At 68.1% G+C, this 19,109-nt stretch carries 14 protein-coding genes; 2 read left to right on the forward strand and 12 right to left on the reverse strand.

Annotated features, from left to right (window positions below; translation table 11 throughout):
- Positions 1–5 precede the first annotated feature (5 nt).
- Both DT074_RS07040 and DT074_RS07045 read right to left on the reverse strand, forming a co-directional pair.
- The gene (locus tag DT074_RS07040) at positions 6–1,271 is read right to left on the reverse strand and encodes an LLM class flavin-dependent oxidoreductase (RefSeq protein WP_119419187.1); all 1,266 of its coding nucleotides are present in this window, start codon (positions 1,269–1,271) and stop codon (positions 6–8) included.
- An 82-nt stretch (positions 1,272–1,353) separates the two neighbouring features.
- A complete protein-coding gene (locus tag DT074_RS07045) occupies positions 1,354–2,388 on the reverse strand; it encodes an alpha/beta fold hydrolase (protein WP_119419124.1) in 1,035 nt (344 codons plus the stop codon).
- A 106-nt stretch (positions 2,389–2,494) separates the two neighbouring features.
- On the opposite strand from DT074_RS07045, the gene DT074_RS07050 reads away from it, so the two are divergent.
- Positions 2,495–3,343, forward strand: a complete 849-nt coding sequence (locus DT074_RS07050) for an alpha/beta fold hydrolase (protein ID WP_162914690.1) — start codon at positions 2,495–2,497, stop codon at positions 3,341–3,343.
- Positions 3,344–3,423: 80 nt separating this feature from the next.
- Complete coding sequence (locus DT074_RS07055; RefSeq protein WP_119419126.1) at positions 3,424–5,934, forward strand: NAD-dependent epimerase/dehydratase family protein; 2,511 nt, start codon at positions 3,424–3,426, stop codon at positions 5,932–5,934.
- Between the two features lie 64 nt (positions 5,935–5,998).
- Here DT074_RS07055 and DT074_RS07060 read toward each other — a convergent pair whose 3' ends face one another.
- The 10 genes from DT074_RS07060 to DT074_RS07105 all read right to left on the reverse strand — a co-directional run bounded on the left by DT074_RS07060 (position 5,999) and on the right by DT074_RS07105 (position 19,105).
- The gene (locus tag DT074_RS07060) at positions 5,999–6,442 is read right to left on the reverse strand and encodes a PepSY domain-containing protein (RefSeq protein WP_162914691.1); all 444 of its coding nucleotides are present in this window, start codon (positions 6,440–6,442) and stop codon (positions 5,999–6,001) included.
- A 150-nt stretch (positions 6,443–6,592) separates the two neighbouring features.
- Positions 6,593–7,036 (reverse strand): PPC domain-containing DNA-binding protein, encoded by a 444-nt coding sequence (locus DT074_RS07065; RefSeq protein WP_119419128.1) that lies wholly within the window; start codon positions 7,034–7,036, stop codon positions 6,593–6,595.
- A 59-nt stretch (positions 7,037–7,095) separates the two neighbouring features.
- Positions 7,096–8,316, reverse strand: a complete 1,221-nt coding sequence (locus DT074_RS07070; protein ID WP_119419129.1) for an NnrS family protein — start codon at positions 8,314–8,316, stop codon at positions 7,096–7,098.
- Between the two features lie 3 nt (positions 8,317–8,319).
- Entirely contained in the window at positions 8,320–8,883 is a 564-nt protein-coding gene (locus DT074_RS07075; protein WP_119419130.1) for a hemerythrin domain-containing protein, read from the reverse strand.
- A 6-nt stretch (positions 8,884–8,889) separates the two neighbouring features.
- The gene (locus DT074_RS07080; protein WP_119419131.1) at positions 8,890–9,666 is read right to left on the reverse strand and encodes a peptidylprolyl isomerase; all 777 of its coding nucleotides are present in this window, start codon (positions 9,664–9,666) and stop codon (positions 8,890–8,892) included.
- Entirely contained in the window at positions 9,666–10,376 is a 711-nt protein-coding gene (narI, locus tag DT074_RS07085) for a respiratory nitrate reductase subunit gamma (RefSeq protein WP_119419132.1), read from the reverse strand. The genes DT074_RS07080 and narI overlap by 1 nt, the downstream gene beginning before the upstream one ends.
- 15 nt (positions 10,377–10,391) lie before the next feature.
- Entirely contained in the window at positions 10,392–11,069 is a 678-nt protein-coding gene (gene narJ, locus DT074_RS07090; RefSeq protein WP_119419133.1) for a nitrate reductase molybdenum cofactor assembly chaperone, read from the reverse strand.
- Entirely contained in the window at positions 11,069–12,592 is a 1,524-nt protein-coding gene (narH, locus tag DT074_RS07095; RefSeq protein WP_119419134.1) for a nitrate reductase subunit beta, read from the reverse strand. The genes narJ and narH overlap by 1 nt, the downstream gene beginning before the upstream one ends.
- A gap of 13 nt (positions 12,593–12,605) precedes the next feature.
- Complete coding sequence (locus DT074_RS07100) at positions 12,606–16,346, reverse strand: nitrate reductase subunit alpha (RefSeq protein WP_119419135.1); 3,741 nt, start codon at positions 16,344–16,346, stop codon at positions 12,606–12,608.
- Between the two features lie 20 nt (positions 16,347–16,366).
- A complete protein-coding gene (locus tag DT074_RS07105; protein ID WP_119419136.1) occupies positions 16,367–19,105 on the reverse strand; it encodes a nitrate/nitrite transporter in 2,739 nt (912 codons plus the stop codon).
- Positions 19,106–19,109: the final 4 nt, after the last annotated feature.

Consider the following 19,109-nt stretch of genomic DNA (forward strand, 5'->3'; position numbering starts at 1 on the left):
CGAACTCAGCCGGCCTTCTTCGCGTCCTCCGCCGAGGGAACGACGCCGGGACGCCACCCGCCGCCCTGCGCCTGATTCTGCATCTGCTGCATGGTGACGGCCATCGCGGCTTCCGCCGTCGCGTTGCCCTTGACCGCGGCGACGATGGAGGCGACGCGGCCGGTCATCAGCTCCTGCTTGTTGGCGGCGAGGTATTCGGCCGAGGCCTTCTGGTTCTGCGTATAGCCGTTCAGCTCCGGCACGACATAGCGGGCGAACAGCTCCCAGGAGCGCAGGGTCGCCTCGCGGTTGGCCCAGTCATGCGCGAAGCCCATGACGACGCCAAAGCCGCCCGTGACTTTCTGCAGATCGCGGATCGCCTTCACCAGGTCATCCGGCGTGCCGATCACCGAGGCGCCGACGCCGCTGCCGCGGGCGCCGTTCACCTGGGCCAGCAGCTCGTGCTTGTCGTCCACCGCGGTCGCGCCGGGCCGGCCGAGCACGCGGACATTGTACTCGTTGTGCCACCATTGCAGCCCGTCGATCGCCTCGCGCTCCGCCTGCTCGCGCGATTCCGCGAGGTGCCAGGACATCAGGACGCGCCAGTTGCGCCGGTCGACCGTCTTGCCGTGCTTCTTCGCCGCTTCCTCGGCAAAGCCCCACTGCACCGGCAAGGCCTGCAAGCCCTCGGTCGAGGTCGAGGCGATGGAGAGCACGCCCATGCCGTATTTGCCGGCGAGCTGCATGCCGGAGGGGCTGATCGACGAGGCGGCCGCCATCGGGATCTCCTCCTGCAGCGGGAGAAGCTGAAGCTGGGCGTCGTTGATCTGGAACCAGTCGCACTTGTAGCTGAGCCGCTCGCCGGAGAAGAGGCGCACGATGATGCCGAGCGCCTCGTCCTGGCGGTCGCGCAACAGGGTCTGGTCGATGCCGAATGTACGCGCATCCGAAGGCAGGGCGCCCGGGCCGGAGCCGAACAGCACGCGACCGCCGGTCATGTAATCGAGCTGGACGATGCGCTGCGCCACGTTGAACGGGTGGTGATAGGGCAACGAGACCACGCCGGTGCCGAGGCGGATGCGCTGCGTGCGCTGCGCCGCCGCCGCGAGGAACATCTCCGGCGAGGCGATCATCTCCCAGCCGGAGGAATGGTGCTCGCCGCACCAGAACTCGTCGAAGCCGAGCCGGTCGAGATGCGCGACGAAGTCCAGGTCGCGCTGGAACTGCAGGGCCGGATGCTCGCCGACCGGATGGTGCGGGGCCAGAAAGGCCCCGAACTTGAGACGCTTCACGGGCATTCCTCCTTGGCCCTTACCGGCCTTGGCCCAGATTAGGGAGCGCGGCGACGCTCCTGTCCAGATGCATCCGCCGCCCTCAGCCGACCGGCCAGCCGGTGGGCGCCCAGGTGGCGAGCCAGTGCACCAGCGCCCGGTTCACTTCGAGCGGCTTTTCCTGTGCCATCCAATGGCCGGAATTGATCACGACCCTTGTCAGGTCGCTGCATTTCTCGCCCATCGGCTCGGCCAGGCGGGAGGCGACCGCCTCGCAGACGTAATCGTAGCGCGCGGCGAGGAACAGGACCGGAATGTCCAGCCGGCCGTCGTTCAGCGCCTTGGCGGTATAGGCGGCATTGGCCTCGTGGTTCATGTACCAGGAATCCGGCCCGAAGAAGCCGTTGCGCTCCAGCGCCGCGGCATAGGTGCGAAGATCCTGCTCGGTCACCACATCGGCGTCGCGCGGCACGTCCGGCGCCGCGCCCTTGCCGCCGAACCAGCCGCTGTTCTTGCGCACATAGGCGGTCAGCGCGGGGCGCAACTGGCCTTCCCAATTGCCCTTGCGGAAGATCGCCTTGACGGTGTTGTAGGGATTGGCCTCGAAACCCTTGGTCGCCTTCTCGAAGCTCTCCTCGTAGAAGCGCATGTATTCCCACTGGCCGGCCGGAAACTCCGCTTCCGGATAGATCGCGCGATCGATCAGCGGCAGCACGGCGTCGAGGCCGCGCTCGAGAGTCCAGTACGGCACGCAGAGCGAGGCGACCGCGGTGCAGAGCTCCGGATGGTGGCTCGCCAGGCTCCACACCACCGGGCTGCCCCAATCGTGCCCGACCCAGACGGCGCGCTCGCGCCCGAGATGGGCCAGCAGCTCGCGCATATCCTCGACGATCGGCTCCAGCGCATAGTCTTCGTGCCGGGCGTAGACGCTGGAGCGGCCATAGCCCCGCATGTCCGGCGCGATGGCGCGGAAGCCGAGGGCGGCGAAGGCCGGCAACTGGTGCCGCCAGCTGAGCGAAAGCTCGGGCCAGCCATGCACGAAAATGATGAGCGGCCCGTCCTCGAGCCCGGCCGCCAGATAAAAGGTGGTGTGGCGCGACGACTTCGCCACATGCTCGGTCACGGCAATCGGATGCATGGCACTCGCTCTCCCGGCAAGAGTCGGGGCAGAGATTGAAGGCTGATGCGCGCGGATGCCAGCCTGACGGCTTCCCGCGGCGGGCCGGGTGGGGCATATTGGCGTCATGCACAAAACCAAAGGCTGGACTCTTTTGCTGGCGCTGGCGGCGCTGCTCGCGCTGTCGTTGCCGGGCGCGGCGGACGCGCGCTGCGGCGAGGTGCTGCAGATCAGCGGGGATGGCGGCGACAGCTTCCGCGCCGCACTTGCAGTACCTGAAAATGCTGCCCCGGTAGCGGCGCTGATTTTGCTGCCGGGCGGGGCCGGTGCGGTGCGGCTGGACGACGAAGGCTGCCCGCGCAGCCTGGCCGGCAACTCGCTCGTCCGTTCGATACCGCTGTTCCGCGCCGCCGGCGCCGCCACCGCGCTGGCCGACGCGCCCGCCGAGTTTCAAGGCCGCGACGGGCTGGGCGGCCACCGCATCGAGCCGCGCCATGCAGCGGCGATCGCCGCCCTGGTGCGCGAGCTGCGCCGACGGATCGACGCGCCGGTCTGGATCGTCGGCACCAGCCGGGGCGCCATCTCGGCGGCCAATGCGGCAAGCCGCCTTGCCGGCGATGCGGCGGCGGACGGCGTGGTGCTGACCTCGCCGGTGACGGTGGGATCGCGCGGGGCGCTGCCCTGGACCTCGCAGTCGGTGTTCGACCTGCCGCTGGAGCGCATTCGCCTGCCCTTGCTGGTGGTGGGCCACGAGGGCGACAAATGCCTGCGCTCCCCGTCCTCGAACCTGGCCCGCATCGCCGCCGCCGCGTCGAGCCCGCGCAAGCAGGTGGCGGTGGTGACCGGCGGCCCCGGCTCGCGCTTCGCCACGCCCGATCTCGGTGCCTGCGAGGGCCGTGAGCCGCACGGCTTCGTCGAGCAGGAAGCCGCCCTGGCCGCCGGCATCCTGCGCTTCGTACGCGGCGGGAATTTCTGACCTCACCTCAGCGCGGCGGGAACGGCATCAGCCGCCCACCGTTAGCCCCGCATGCACGGCAAGCACGGGGCAGGTGAGGCATGACAAAGGCCCGCGCAGCGGCCGAGCAGGTGCGGGAGCGGCCCGCCCGGTCGCGACCCGGCAAGCTCGGCACCATCATCGTCACCGGCAGCGGGGGCTTCCTCGGCAATGCCATCATCGAGCGGCTGGCCGGCCGCTTCGACGTCGTGGGCCTGGACTTCAAAGTGCCGCCCCGCGCCGCGCCGGAGCTCGAGACGATCCGCACCGATCTTTCCGATCCGGGCAGCGTCAACGCTGCGGTCGACCGGATCCGCGTCTCGCGCGGGCCGCGGATCGTCGCCGTCATCCATCTCGCCGCCTATTACGACCTCTCCGGCGACCCGAATCCGATGTACGGCAAGGTGACGGTCGAGGGCACGCGCAATCTGGTGCGCGCGCTGCGCGGGATGCAGGTGGAGCAGTTCGTCTACGCCAGCACCATCCTGGTGCATGCGCCGACCGAGCCCGGCCGGCCGATCGACGAGGACTGGCCAATCGATCCCGCCACGCCCTACCCGCAATCGAAAGCCGAGGCGGAAGACGTGCTGCGCGAGGAGCGCGGCGACATGCCGGTCGTCATCATGCGCTGTGCCGGTGTCTACAGCGACGACGGCGGCGCCGCCTTCCTGGCGCAGCAGATCGCCAACATCTTCGAGCAACGGATGATAAGCCGGCTCTATCCGGGCAAGCTGGAAAGCGGCCAGCCCTACCTGCATATCGACGACCTGGTGACGGCCATCGCCCAGGCAGTGGAGCGGCGTGCCGAGCTGCCGCCCGCGACCACCTTGCTGATCGGCGAGCCGGAGACGCTGTCCTATGGCGAGCTGCAGGCGCGGATCGGCGAGCTGATCCACGGGCAGCCCTGGGACACGCGCGAGATCCCGCCGGAATTCGCCGAGTTGGGGCAGTGGCTGCAGGAAGACGTGCTGGACCTGGATCCCTTCGTGCAGCCCTGGATGATCGACCAGGCGAGCTATCACCTGGAGCTCGACATCGCGCGCGCCAGGAAGCTGCTCGGCTGGACGCCGAAGCATTCGCTGCGCGAGACGCTGCCGACGATGATCGCGCGGCTGAAGGAAGATCCCGCTGGCTGGTACCGGCGCAACAAGTTGAACCCGGCGGCCGTCGCGGCGGCGCGGATCGACCGGCGCGAAAGCGGAAGGTCGGACGAGGCGCAGCAGCGCCGCGCCGAGCGAAAGATGCGCGAGGCGGATGCGCGGTCGCGCTGGGCCGCACTCGCCAATGCCGGGCTGGGCCTGTGGCTAATCGGCAGCCCCTTCGTGTTCGGCCTGTTCGGCGCCGCGGCCCCGGGCGACCGCCTGACAGGATGGAACGAGCTCGCCTGCGGCGCTCTGCTGGCGGCGCTGGCCGTACTCGCGCTCGACGAGCGGCGGCGCTGGCTCGATTGGGCGATCGCTCTGCTCGGCACCTGGCTGATGACGGCACCGCTGGTGTTCTGGACCACCAGTGCGGCCGCCTATGCGAATGACAGCGCCGCCGGCGCCCTGGCGGTGCTGTTCGCCGTGGTGCTGCGCCGGCCGCCCGGCATCGCGCCGGAAGCGCTCGCCGCGGCGAGCGACATGCCGGCGGGATGGACCTATTCGCCCTCGCTCTATTCGCAGCGCCTGCCGATCGTGGCGCTGGCCCTGATCGGCTTCCTCGTCTCGCGCTATCTGGCGGCGTTCCAGCTCGGCCATATCGACGCCGTGTGGGATCCGTTCTTCGGCCAGGGGACAGAGCGCATCATCACCTCCTATGTCTCGGAGGCCTGGCCCATCCCGGATGCCGGCGTCGGCGCGGTGACCTACCTGATCGAGGCGATGACCGGCCTGATCGGCGACCGCCGGCGCTGGCGCACCATGCCGTGGCTGGTGCTGGCCTTCGGCCTGATGATCGTGCCGCTCGGCGGTGTCAGCATCTTCTTCATCATGATCCAGCCGGTGCTGCTCGGCGACTGGTGCACGATCTGCCTCGCCACCGCGGCAATCAGCGTGATCATGATCCCCTATTCGCTGGACGAGCTGCTGGCCACGGCGCAGTTCCTGCTGCGCGCCCGCCGCGCCGGGCTGCCGTTCTGGCGCACCTTCTGGCGCGGCGGCGTCCTGCCCGGCGAGCCGAGCGACCCTTCGCCCGATATCGATGCGCCGGCGGGCCAGGTGGTGCGCGATTTTCTGGTCGGCGGCGTCATGTTTCCGCCGAACCTGGTGGCCTGCATCGCGATCGGCGTCCTGCTGATGCTGACCCGCATGCTGACCGGGGCCGAGGGCGCGCTGGCCGATAGCGACCATCTGGTCGGCTGCTTCGTCATCACCCTGACGGTGGTCGCGCTGGCCGGCATGGCGCGGGCAGTGCGGTTCGCGAACCTGCCGCTTGGCGCCTGGCTGATCGCCTCGCCCTTCCTGCTGAGCGGGGGCAGCACATCGGCCATGGCGTTCGACATCGTGGCCGGTCTTCTGCTCATCGCGCTGAGCCTGCCGCGGGGCGACCTCGGCGGCGATCACTATGGCGGATGGGACAGAGCGGTCGTGTGATGGTCACAAACGAAAGGCCGGCCGCCCTTGCGGACGGCCGGCCTGCTGCTGGGTTGGACCGCGCTCAGCCGCTCACTTCGCGCACGGCGCCGGTGCGGGCATCGATCTCCACCACGACCATCCTGCCGTCGCGCGTGGCACGGCCGCGATAGGTATCGCCGGTACGGACCAGACCTAGGACATTGCTGTAGCCGCGCGATTGCAAGGCGGTGCTGGCTTCCGAAGGCGTGTTGACCGGCCCGCTGGCGCGTGGCTGGGTGGTGCCGGGCGAGGTCGTGCCCGGTGACGTGGTGCCCGGCGAAGCGCCATCGGTGCCGCGCGGGCTGTTCTGCAGCGCGCCGCCCGGCGCCGGCTGCGTTCCCATGCCGGGATTGGTGCCGGGGCCGGATGGCGCGCCGGAACCGCTGCCCCCGCCGGCGCCGCCGCTGCTGCCGGCACCTGCCGCGAAGGCGGCCGGCGCCGCGCCCAACATCAAGGCAACCACGGAAAGTGCTGCAAATCGCTTCATCATGAGACTACTCCACTGAATTGAACGATCGGGCGATGCACGACGGCCACAGCCGCCCGCCGCCGCGACCGCTCAATGAACGCTGCAATGCTTCGTTCCTACGGCCGTGCCAGGGCCACGACGTGGTCACACCGCTCTCACGGCGGAGGTTCAGGCCGCCGGCGCGATGAGGGCGAGGCCGCTTTCCGGATCGTGCTTCTTGCGGAGATGCACGGGCGATTCGGTGAGGATCACTTCCAGCGTGGGGCGCACATGTGCCTCGGCCAGGTGGCCGGCCATGGCCGTGCCGTCGCGCCGGCCGACCACGAGGTGGATATGCACGGCCGGCTTGCCGTCCGGGCCCAGCGCCACGTCGCCGATCAGGGACGCGACCTCGACCTGCTCACGCACGGGGATGTGCTGGTACTGCTTGGCCTGCCAGTCGAAATAGGCGAGCACGACATCGCTGAGCGCGCCGATGGCGGTGATCTGCGCCGCCGACAGGCGCTCGCGCGCGGCGAAATCCCTCAGGGTGCTCATCACCTCGTCGCCGGTCTGCATGATCACGGCGAAGGTGCGCTGGCCTTCATCCTGGTGCAGCAGCTTGGTCTGCATGGCTGGCTCTCCCGCGGCTGAGCCAGAGTCAACGCGAGGCGGCGGGGGTGGTTCCCGGGTCAGCCCTCGCGGCCGTCGGCGCGCGGGCCGACCAGGACGGGGAAATAGACGATGGCGAAGAGCAGAAAGCCGAGCGCCCAGAGCGCGGCGGCCGCCACGGTCGCCACGAGATAGCTTTCGCCGGGCGCCAGCGCGCTCAGCACCCGGCCCAGCGCGCCGGCGATCACCAGCAGATAGATCGCGACGATGGCGGGCGAGGATTGCAGCAGCCTTCCGGTATGCCCGAGCGAGGCGCGCGTCATCACTGCCACGATCATGGTGGCCATGGCGCCGGCGGTGATGGCATGCAGGCCGGCCGCCGCCGGCACCAGGCCCAACGCGCCGGCCGCGCGCAGCGCCAGGCCGGCCACCAGCCAGAGATAGGCGACGTGCAGCACCCAGACCAGCGGCAGCCGCCAGGCAAGCCAGCCTTGCCAGCGCAACAGCCGGGCGGCGTGAATCGCGACGGCGACGCAGAGAATGGCGGCCGCGAATTGGCCATCGAGCCCGATCAGATCGACCGCGACCACCGCCATGATCGACAGGATGGCGGCGCGATCGAGCCAGGGCGCCGCCGCGATGGTGACCATGTTGCCGGCCATGCGCAGGCCCGATTGGGTGAAGCCCGGCACGATGCGGCCGCCGATCACCGTCAGCGCCACGAGCATCAGGTCGATCGCCACATGCAGGGCGGCCAGGCCGTCGATGTCGAAGCCGAGCGCGGCGGCATGATAGGCGGCGTTGGCGGCGGCGAAGGCGAGCGGCAGCACGATGAAGGCGCCGTTGCGGGCGCGCGAGCGGGTGAAGACCGGCAGCCCGATGGCGAGCGCCAGCGCCGGCAGGAAGGCGAGGTCCACTGCCGCCTGTGCCACCGGCGGCACCAGGTCCGGCAGCCACATGACGACGCGGCCGGCGAGCCAGAGCGCGAACAGGCCGGCGAGCGGCGCGCCGTGCAGCCGCGTGGTGCCGGTCCAGTTCGGCACCGCGGTCAGCAGGAAGCCGGCGAACGCCGCGGCCAGAAAGCCGAACATCATCTCGTGGCCGTGCCAGAGCATCGGCTGGTCGCCGCCGACCGACCACCATCCGGCGAAGCTGCCGATCCAGGCCATGAGCGCGACCGGCGGGTAGATCCCGGCCGCGAGGAAAAACGGCCGGAAGCCATAGGCGAACAGCATGAAGCCGGACGTGGGCGCGAGGCGCCGGCCCTGCGGCAGCGGCTCTTCAATGCGGATGGTGGCCATGCCTCAGTCCTCCTTCGCGGCGACGCCGCGGCGCCGCGCCATGGCGCGCGACAGGCGGCGCAGATCGCCGCGACCGAGCCTGGCACGGGCGAGCGGCAGCACCATGTCGGTCTCCGCCAACAGGTCGCGGCGCTGCACGGCGATGAACGATGCCACCGCGGCCGCGAAGCGGTCGCCGAGCGACTTCCGCGCGACAGCAAGCTCCGATAGCTCGCCGGCGATGCCGCTCGCCATTCCCAGGCCGGTGGCATGCGCCTCACGCAGCGCGGCACAGACGGGCGCAATGCCGTCCTCAGGCATACAGCGCCGGCCGAGCAGCGGCAGCAGATCCTTGTCCAGATCGTCGACGTGATCGCGCAGATCGATGGCAAGGTATTGCCGGAGCGCGGGCGCAAGCCGGGCCCGCGCCTGCGCCGGCAGGCCCCGGATGAACGATTCGAGCTGGGCCAGGACGACACGACGGCGGTTGTTCTCGGCCTCGATATAGTCGAGCGGGCTCGCCAGCAGCGCGGGATCGATCCGGCCGATGGCCGGCACCGTGTCCTGCGTTCCCGTGCCGCCGCACATGCCGGGCTACTGCACCAGCGGCGTCTCGGCGCCGCCCAGATCGATGCCTTCGACGCGGGCCTGGCCGGCCAGGATCTGCACGTACTGCGCCACGCCGCGCCGCCAGGCGGTTTCCGCCAGATAGGCGGCGATGCGCTGATGCACCGCCGCGAACGGCAGCTCTTCGCCGCCCGACCGGCCGGTCAGCCGCACCACATGGAAGCCGTAGCGCGTCTCCACCGGGCGCGGGCAGATCTCGCCGGGATCGAGGCTCATCAGGAAGGTCTCGAATTCCGGCACCGTGCTGCCGCGGCCGATGCGCCCGAGCCGGCCGCCCTCGTCGCGCGAGGGGCAGGCCGAGTGGTCGCGGGCGAGCTCGGCGAAGCGCTCCGGTGCCGCATCAAGCGCCGCGATGGCGGCGGCGCAGGCGGCCTTGGCCGCGTCGCGGCCTTCCCGGTCGTCGGGCGCCGCGGCGAACAGGATGTGCTCGGCCTCGAACAATTCGGGGGCGCGGAAGCGCTTGCGGTTGTTATCGTAGTAGCGGCGGCAAACCGCCTCGTCGGCGCTCGGCACCGCCACCGCTTCGGCCAGCAGACGGCGGATCGCCGCCTCCTCCGGCAGCTCGTCGGCTTCCGGCGCGTCTTCGATCGCGAGCCGGCGGGCCTCCTGCAGCAGCAGCTCGCGCACGACCAGCGCTTCCAGCGCCTGCCGGAACGCGCCCTCGCGGCTCGGCGCGGGGTGGTGCTGCATCTCGGCCAGCACCGCCGCTTCGGCGATCTCGACGCCGTTGACCTGGGCCAGCATCACTCACCCCCGATCGGCAATGTGCGGCCGGAACCGCGCCGGCGCACCACCTGCGGCTTCCGCAGCACGTACCAGACCGGCGCGCTCCAGATATGCACCAGCCGGCTGAACGGGAAGACCAGGAAGATGGTGAGGCCGAAGAAGAGATGCAGCTTGAACGGCCAGTCGACGCCGAGGATCAGATCGGCCGCGCCGCCACGGAAGGTGACGATCCGCTGCGCCCATTCCGACAGCGCCAGCATGACCGAGCCGTCGGAATGCGACAGCGAGAACGGCAGGGTCACCATGCCGAGCACCAGCTGGATCCAGAGCAGGAACAGGATCGCGATATCCATGGGCGAGCTGGTGGCGCGGATGCGGGCATCGAACAGCCGCCGATGCAGCAGCATGGTGAGCCCGATGAAGCACACCGTGCCGGCGATGCCGCCGGAGACCACGGCCATCAGCTGCTTTGCCTGCGCGGTGATGACAAGCTCGTAGACGACATGCGGCGTCAGCAGGCCGACGAAATGCCCGGCGAACAGGAACAGGATGCCGATATGGAACAGGTTCGAGCCCCAGCGCAGCTGGCGCGCGCGCAGCAGCTGGCTCGATCCGGAGCGCCACGTGTACTGCTCGCGGTCGAACCGGACCAGGCTGCCGATCAGGAAGGCCGACAGGCAGATATAGGGATAGATGCCGAAGAAGAACTGGTGGAGATAGCCGGCCATCGGTGCCTCCCTCGCTCAGGTCGTGTGCATGCGGCGGAGGATCTCCGCCGCCTTGCCGCAGCCATCGGCAGCGCCCGCGCCTTGCGGCGCCGCGGCGGGACCGAACAGCACCTCGGCATCCTCCCAGGCGCGGTCAATCGCCGCGAAGTCGTCCGGATCGACATCCTCGGTGACCGGCGCCGGCGCCGGGAGGTGATCGGCCAGCGCGAGCAGCGCGTCGAACAGCGCGGCATAGGCGCTGCCCCGCTTCAGCAGGCGGTCGCGCAGCGCCTGCGTGATATGGGCGACCTCGCCGAGCAGCTGCTTCGCCTCCGCCCGGTCGACGACCGAAAGGTATTCGAGGAAGAGCGGCAGATAGTCCGGCAGCTCGTTGCCGGCGATCATCAGCCCGTGGTCGAGATAGGTCTTGGCGAGCTCGACCATGGCCGGCCCGCGCTCGCGGCCGTCGCCGTGCACATGCTCGAACAGGTGCAGCGAGAGCGTGCGGGTGCGGTCGAACAGACCGACATAGCGCTCCTGCACGTCGAGCAGGTCGTCGACCTCGAGCTCGCGGATCAGCCGGCCGACGGCCGCGCAGCGGGTCGGGTCCAGGACCCGTTCGGTCTCGAGCACGTAGCGGATCTCCGGCAGCGCTTCGATGGTCGCCGCCTCCGGATAGGCCATCAGCGCGGCCAGCGCCTTGAGGGTTCGCATCACACTTTCTCCAGCGATTTGGTGCCGGCGGGCTTCTTCGAGCCGAACAGGCTCGGCTTGCTGGCGCCGTCGGAGCAGCCGTTGCCGAAGCTGAAGCCGCAGGACGAGCGCAGATCGAAGGCGTTCTCGGCGTATTCGCGATGCGTGGTCGGGATGACGAAGCGATCCTCGTAATTGGCGATCGCCATCGTCTTGTACATGTCCTCGATATGGGCAGCCGTGAGGCCGACCTGATCGAGAACCTTGCTGTTCACGCGGCCTTCGACATGGCGGTCGCGCATGAAGACGCGCATCGCCATCATGCGGTTCAGCGCCCGCTCGACCGAAGGCTCGTCGCCGGCGGTGAGCAGGTTGGCGAGATAGCGGACGGGGATGCGCAGCTTCTTGATGTCCGGCAACTCGCCGTCGAAGCCGATCGTACCCGCCTCCGCAGCCGACTGGATCGGCGAGAGCGGCGGCACGTACCAGACCATCGGCAGGGTGCGGTATTCCGGGTGCAGCGGCAGCGCCACCTTCCAGTCGATCGCCATCTTGTAGGTCGGCGAGTTGCGCGCGGCCTCGAGCCAGTTCTCCGGCACGCCGTCCTTGCGCGCCTGCTCGATCACCTTCGGATCATGCGGGTCGAGGAACAGCGAGAGCTGAGCCGGGTAGAGGTCCTTCTCATCGGCGACGGAAGCGACTTCCTCGATGCGGTCGGCGTCGTACAGCAGCACGCCAAGATAGCGGATACGGCCGACGCAGGTCTCCGAGCACACGGTCGGCTCGCCCACCTCGATGCGCGGGTAGCAGAAGATGCACTTCTCCGCCTTACCCGATTGCCAGTTGTAATAGATTTTCTTGTACGGGCAGGCCGAGACGCACATGCGCCAGCCGCGGCACTTGTCCTGGTCGATCAGGACGATGCCGTCCTCTTCGCGCTTGTAGATCGAGCCGGACGGGCAGGCGGCGACGCAGGCCGGGTTGAGGCAGTGCTCGCAGAGCCGGGGCAGGTAGAACATGAAGGTGTTCTCGAACTGCCCGTAGATCTCCTTCTGGATGTTGTCGAAGTTCTTGTCCTTCGAGCGCTTGGCGAATTCGGTGCCGAGGATCTCTTCCCAGTTCGGCCCCCATTCGATCTTTTCCATGCGCTGGCCGGTGATCAGCGAGATCGGACGCGCCACCGGCATGGCCTGGCTCTCGGGCGCCGTCTGCAGGTGCTCGTAATCGAAGGTGAAGGGCTCGTAGTAGTCGTCGATCTCCGGCATCTGCGGGTTGGCGAAGATGTTGGCGAGCACGCGCCACTTGCCGCCGATGCGCGGCTGGATGCGGCCGTTGCGCTTGCGCTCCCAGCCGCCCTTCCACTTCGCCTGGTTCTCCCATTCCTTGGGATAGCCGATGCCGGGCTTGGTCTCGACGTTGTTGAACCAGGCGTATTCGACGCCGTCGCGGTTGGTCCAGACGTTCTTGCAGGTGACCGAGCAGGTGTGACACCCGATGCACTTGTCGAGGTTCAGCACCATCGCGATCTGGGCACGGATCTTCATGGGATGACCCTCCTCACTCGGCGGCCGCGGGGATATCCCGCGCCGGCCCGTCCAGCCAATCGACCTTCGCCATCTTGCGGACGATGACGAACTCGTCGCGGTTGGTGCCGATCGTGCCGTGATAGTTGAAGCCGTAGGATTGCTGCGCGTAGCCGCCGATCATGTGGGTCGGCTTCAGGCAGGCGCGGGTGACCGAGTTGTGGATGCCGCCGCGGGCATGGGTGATCTCGCTGCCCGGCACGTTCACGATCTTCTCCTGCGCGTGGTACATCAGCACCATGCCCTTAGGCACGCGCTGGCTGACCACGGCGCGGGCGACCAGCGCGCCGTTCAGGTTGAAGGCCTCGATCCAATCGTTGTCCTCGATGCCGATCGACTGGGCATCGATCTCGCTGAGCCAGACGATCGGCCCGCCGCGCGACAAGGTCAGCATCATCAGGTTGTCGGTATAGGTGGAGTGGATGCCCCACTTCTGATGCGGCGTGATGAAGTTGAGCGCGATCTCCTTGTTGCCGTTGCTGCGCTTGCCCAGCATCGGCGTGGTCGCCTTGGTGTCGATCGGCGGCCGGTAGACGCAGAGGCCTTCGCCGAAGGCCAGCATCCAGGGATGGTCCTGGTAGAGCTGCTGCCGGCCGGTGAGCGTGCGCCAGGGGATCAGCTCATGCACGTTGGTGTAGGAGGCGGTGTAGCTCACCTTCTCCGATTCCAGGCCCGACCAGGTCGGCGAGGAGATGATCTTCCTCGGCTGCGCCTGCACGTCACGGAAACGGATCTTGTCGTCCTCGCGGGGCAGCGCGAGATGCGTGTGGTCGATGCCGGTCGCTTTGCCCAGCGCCTGCCAGGCCTTGACCGCGACATGGCCGTTGGTCTCCGGCGCGAGCGTCAGGATCACCTCGGCCGCGTCGATATCGCTGTCGATCCGCGGCAGGCCCTTGGTCGGGCCTTCCTCGGCCACGGTGCCGTTCAGCTCGCCGAGGAACCTGACCTCGTCCTCGGTCTTCCAGCTGATGCCCTTGCCGCCATTGCCGATCCTGGTCATCAGCGGCCCGAGGGCGGTGAAACGCTTGTAGGTGTTCGGGTAGTCGCGCTCGACCACGGTGAGCGACGGCATGGTCTTGCCGGGGATCGGGTCGCACTCGCCCTTGGTCCAGTCCTTCACCGCGAAGGGCTGGCCAAGCTCGCCGGGGCTGTCATGCATCGACGGGTTGAGCACGAGGTCCTTCTCGACGCCGAGATGGCCCGGTGCCGCCGCCGAGAAGGCCTTGGCGATGCCCTTGAAGATCTCCCAGTCGCTGCGCGCCTGCCAGGCCGGGTCCACCGCCGCCGAGAGCGGGTGGATGAAGGGATGCATGTCCGAGGTGTTGAGGTCGTGCTTCTCGTACCAGGTGGCGGTGGGCAGCACGATGTCGGAATACATGCAGGTGGTCGACATGCGGAAGTCGATGGTCACCAGCAGGTCGAGCTTCCCTTCGGCGCCGTGCTCGTGCCAGACCACCTCCTGCGGCTTGGCACGGCCTTCGACGCCGAGATCCTTGCCCTGCACGCCGTGCTGGGCGCCCAGCATGTATTTCAGGAAGTACTCGTGCCCCTTGCCCGACGAGCCGAGCAGGTTGGAGCGCCAGACGAACATATTGCGCGGGAAGTTCTTCGGGTTGTCCGGATCGGTGCAGGAAAGCTTGATGCCGCCGGACTTCAGCTGCTTGACCAGATAGGGGCCGGGTTCCTCGCCCGCCTTGGCGGCGTCCCTGGTCACCTGCAGCGGGTTGACCTCGAGTTGCGGCGCGGAAGGCAGCCAGCCCATCCGCTCGGCCCGCACGTTGAAATCGATCAGGCTGCCCTGCATGGATGTCTTGTCAGCGGTCGGCGACAGGATCTCCTCGACGCCGAGCGTCTCGTGCCGCCACTGGCTGGTATGGGCGTAGAAGAACGAGGTGGAGTTCTGCTGCCGCGGTGGCCGCACCCAGTCGAGCGCGAAGGCGAGCGGGGTCCAGCCGGTCTGCGGGCGCAGCTTCTCCTGGCCGACATAATGCGACCAGCCGCCGCCCGACTGGCCGACGCAGCCGCACATCACCAGGAGGTTGATGATGCCGCGGTAGATCATGTCGCCGTGGTACCAGTGGTTCACCGCGGCGCCGAGGATCACCATCGACTTGCCGTTGGTCTGCGCGGCGTTGTCAGCGAAGGCGCGGGCGGTGGCGATGACGCGCTCGCGCGGCACGCCGGTGATTTTCTCCTGCCAGGCCGGCGTATAAGGCGCGTCATCGTCGTAGGACCTGGCGATGTTCTCGCCGCCCAGGCCGCGGTCGACGCCGTAATTGGCCATGAACAGGTCGTAGACGGTGGCGACCAGGGTCTCGCCGTCGGCCAGCTGCAGCTTCTTCACCGGCACGTTGCGCATCAGCACGTCGGGATGCGGCGAATGCGGGAAGTGCTCGTGCGTCTGGCCGCCGAAATAGGGGAAACCGACCGGCACGACGTCGTCGCGCGCGTCGATCAGCGAGAGGCGCGGCTTGATGGCAGCGCCATCGGCCGCCTTCTCCTCCAGGTTCCACTTGCCCTGCTCGCCCCAGCGGAAGCCGATCGAGCCCTGCGGCGGCACGATCTTGCCGGTATTCTCGTCGATGCAGACCGTCTTCCAGTCCGGATTGTTCGCCTGATCGAGCTTGTCCGCAAAGTCGGAGGCGCGCACCAGGCGGTCAGCGACATAGCGGCCGTCGCGCTGCACCAAGCGCACCAGGTGCGGCATGTCGGTGTATTGCCGGCAATAATCGGCGAAGTATGGCACCGTCTTGTCGGCGTGGAACTCCTTCAGGATGACGTGGCCCATGGCCATAGCCATGGCCGCATCCGTGCCCTGCTTCGGCGCCAGCCAGACATCGGCGAATTTCGACGCCTCGCTGTAATCCGGCGTCACCACTACGACCTTGGCGCCCTTGTAGCGGACCTCGGTCATGAAATGCGCGTCGGGCGTCCGCGTCTGCGGCACGTTGGAGCCCCAGAGCATCAGGAAGTTCGAGTTGTACCAGTCGGCCGATTCCGGCACGTCGGTCTGCTCGCCCCAGGTCTGCGGACTCGACGGCGGTAGGTCGCAATACCAGTCGTAGAACGACATGCAGACGCCGCCGATCAGCGACAGATAGCGCGAGCCGGCGGCATAGGAGACCATCGACATGGCCGGGATCGGCGAGAAGCCGATGATGCGGTCGGGGCCATAGGACTTCGCGGTGTAGACATTGGCCGCGCCGATAATCTCGTTGACCTCGTCCCAGGTGGAGCGGACGAAGCCGCCGCGGCCGCGGATCGCCTTGTAGGATTGCGTCTTCGCCGGATCCTCGACGATCGAGGCCCAGGCCAGAACCGGATCCTTGTGCTGCACCTTGGCCGACCGCCACATGCGGATCAGCCGGCCGCGCACCATCGGGTACTTCAGTCGGTTGGCGCTGTACAGGTACCAGGAGTAACTCGCGCCGCGCGAGCAGCCACGCGGCTCGTGGTTCGGCAGGTCGGGCCGGGTGCGCGGATAGTCGGTCTGCTGCGTCTCCCAGGTGACGATGCCGCCCTTGACGTAAATCTTCCACGAGCAGGAACCGGTGCAGTTGGCGCCGTGGGTCGAGCGCACGATACGGTCATGCGCCCAGCGGTTCCGGTAGGCGTCTTCCCAGGAGCGGTCCTCGTTGGTGACCACGCCATGGCCGTTGGAGAAGCTGTCGACGTTCTTGCGGAAGAACAGCAGCCGGTCGAGAAAGTGGCTCATGATGCGCTCCTATTCTTCGCTTACTGGGCAGGGGCCGGATGCGGCGCGGGCGGCGCCTTGCCGCGCTCGACGTCGTAGAGCAGGCCGCCGCGGCGCGTATAGGCCCACCAGGTCAGCGCGACGCAGCTCGCATAGAAGACGAGGAAGCCCCACAGCGCCGCCTCCGGCCCGCCGGTCATCGAGATCGAGGTGCCGTAGCTGCGCGGGATGAAGAAGGCGCCGTAGGCGGCGATCGCCGAAGTGAAGCCGATGATGGCCGCCGATTCCTTCTCGGCCTGGCGGACCTGATCGACCGGCGACATGCCGGGTTCGAGCCGGGGGATCTCCTTCCGCATGATCGCGGGGATCATCTGGAAGGTGGAGGCGTTGCCGACGCCGGTCGCCGCGAAGAGCAGCAGGAACATGACGAGGAAGCCCCAGAAGGCATACGCCTGGTCCTTGATGCCGAGGAAGTACAGCACGCCCAGGACGCCCAGCATCATGGTGACGAACACCCAGAAGGTGACGCGCCCGCCGCCATACTTGTCGGACAGCCACCCCGTCGCCGCCCGCGAGAAGGCGCCGACCAGGGGGCCGAGGAACGCGTAATGCAGCGGATCGACACTGGGGAACTGGGTCTTGGTCAGCAGCGGAAAGCCCGCCGAGTAGCCGATGAACGACCCGAAGGTGCCGACATAGAGCCAGCACATGTACCAATTGTGCCGACGGGTGAAGATCACCGATTGCTCGGCGAAGGACGCCTTCATCGAGGCGATATCGTTCATGCCGAACCATGCGGCGATGCTGGACACCAGGATGAACGGCACCCAGATGAAGCCCGCGTTCTGCAGGTAGAGCGATGCCTGGCCCGCCGCCTGCGGCGCACCGCCGATCGCGCCGAACACCCCCAAGGTGATCACGAGCGGAACCACGAACTGCACCACGCTGACACCGAGATTGCCGAGGCCGGCATTGAGCGCGAGCGCGTTGCCCTTCTCCGCCTTGGGGAAGAAGAAGGAGATGTTCGACATCGAGGAGGCGAAGTTGCCGCCGCCGAAGCCGCAGAGCAGCGCGAGAGCGAGGAACATCCAGTAAGGCGTCGTCGGATCCTGCACCGCGAAGCCGATGCCGACCGCCGGAATCAACAGCGAGGCGGTCGACAGCGTCGTCCACAGCCGCCCCCCGAAAATCGGCACGATGAAGGAGTAGAAGATGCGGAGTGTCGCGCCCGAGAGGCCAGGCAACGCCGCAAGCCAGAAGAGCTGGTCCGTCGTGAACTTGAAGCCGACCGAAGGCAGCTTGGCGACCACGACCGACCACACCATCCAGACCGCGAAGGCGAGCAGGAGGCAGGGGATGGAAATCCAGAGATTGCGCCGGGCGATGGCACGGCCCGTGGTCTGCCAGAAGGTCGCATCCTCGGGCCGCCAGTCAGCGAGCACATGGGCGCCGAGGGCACCGACATGCTTCGGCTCGTGGATCGGCGCCATTTCCGGCAGCTCGGGCAGCTTGCGCAACACCTCGCCCGCCGCCTCGCGCTCCATCTGCCGGATCGCAACGTGCATCCACACCAGCGCGCCGGCGACCAGGAAGAACAGCAGCATGAAGCAGCTCTGCCAGACGCCGGTCAGGTCGTTGAGCAGGCCGAAGGCGATCGGCAGCACGAAGCCGCCGAGCCCGCCGATCAGGCCGACCAGACCGCCGACGGCGCCGACATGGCCCGGGTAGTAGACCGGGATGTGCTTGTAGACCGCCGCCTTGCCGAGCGACATGAAGAAGCCGAGCACGAAGACGACGACGGTGAAGCCGACCACGCCCATTTCGAGCGTGAAGGTCATCGGGCCCTTGATGCCCTTCACCACGTAATCGGTCGGCGGATAGGAAAGCAGGAACGTGCAGATGACCGAGACGAAGAACGTCCAGTACATCACCCGCCGGGCGCCGAACTGGTCGGACAGCTTACCGCCATAGGCGCGGAAGATGCTGGCCGGGATCGAATAGGCGGCGCCGATCATGCCGGCGGTCTTGATGTCGAGGCCGTAGACGCCGATCAGGTAGCGCGGCAGCCACAGCGCCAGCGCCACGAAGGCGCCGAACACGAAGAAGTAGTAGAGCGAGAAGCGCCAGACCTGGACGTTCTTCAACGGGGCGAGCTGGGCGAAGAAGGGCTCGGGCTTGGCCTTCGTCCGCCGGCGCTCGGCCAGCGAGGGATCGTCCTTGGTGGTGAAGAAGAACACCGCCGCCATGACCAGCAGCGCCAGCGCCCAGACCTGCGCCACGGCGGTCCAGCCATAGGCGACCATCACGAAGGGGGCGACGAACTTGGTCACCGCGGCGCCGACATTGCCCATGCCGAAGATGCCGAGCGCGGTGCCCTGGCGCTCCCTCGGATACCACTTCGAGACATAGGCGACGCCGACCGCAAAGGAGCCGCCGGCAAGGCCGACGCCGAGCGCGGCGAGCAGGAAGGTCGGATAGTCGTAGGCGAAGGTCAGCAGCCAGGTCGCGATCGCCGCCGCCACCATGACCACCGTGTAGACGATGCGGCCGCCATACTGATCGGTCCAGATGCCGAGCGCGAGGCGCACCAGCGAGCCGGTCAGGATCGGCGTCCCGACCAGAAGGCCGAACTGGAACTCGTTGAGGCCGAGATCCTGCTTTATCTGAATGCCGATGATGGAGAAGATCGTCCATACTGCGAAGCAGACGGTGAAGGCGACGGTGGAAAGCGTCAGTGCCTGGGTCTGGTCGCTGCCGGTCGGGGCGGCGGAAGTGGGCATGGAA

It is taken from the genome of Desertibaculum subflavum, from assembly GCA_003576705.1.
Classification (GTDB): domain Bacteria; phylum Pseudomonadota; class Alphaproteobacteria; order Ferrovibrionales; family Ferrovibrionaceae; genus Desertibaculum; species Desertibaculum subflavum.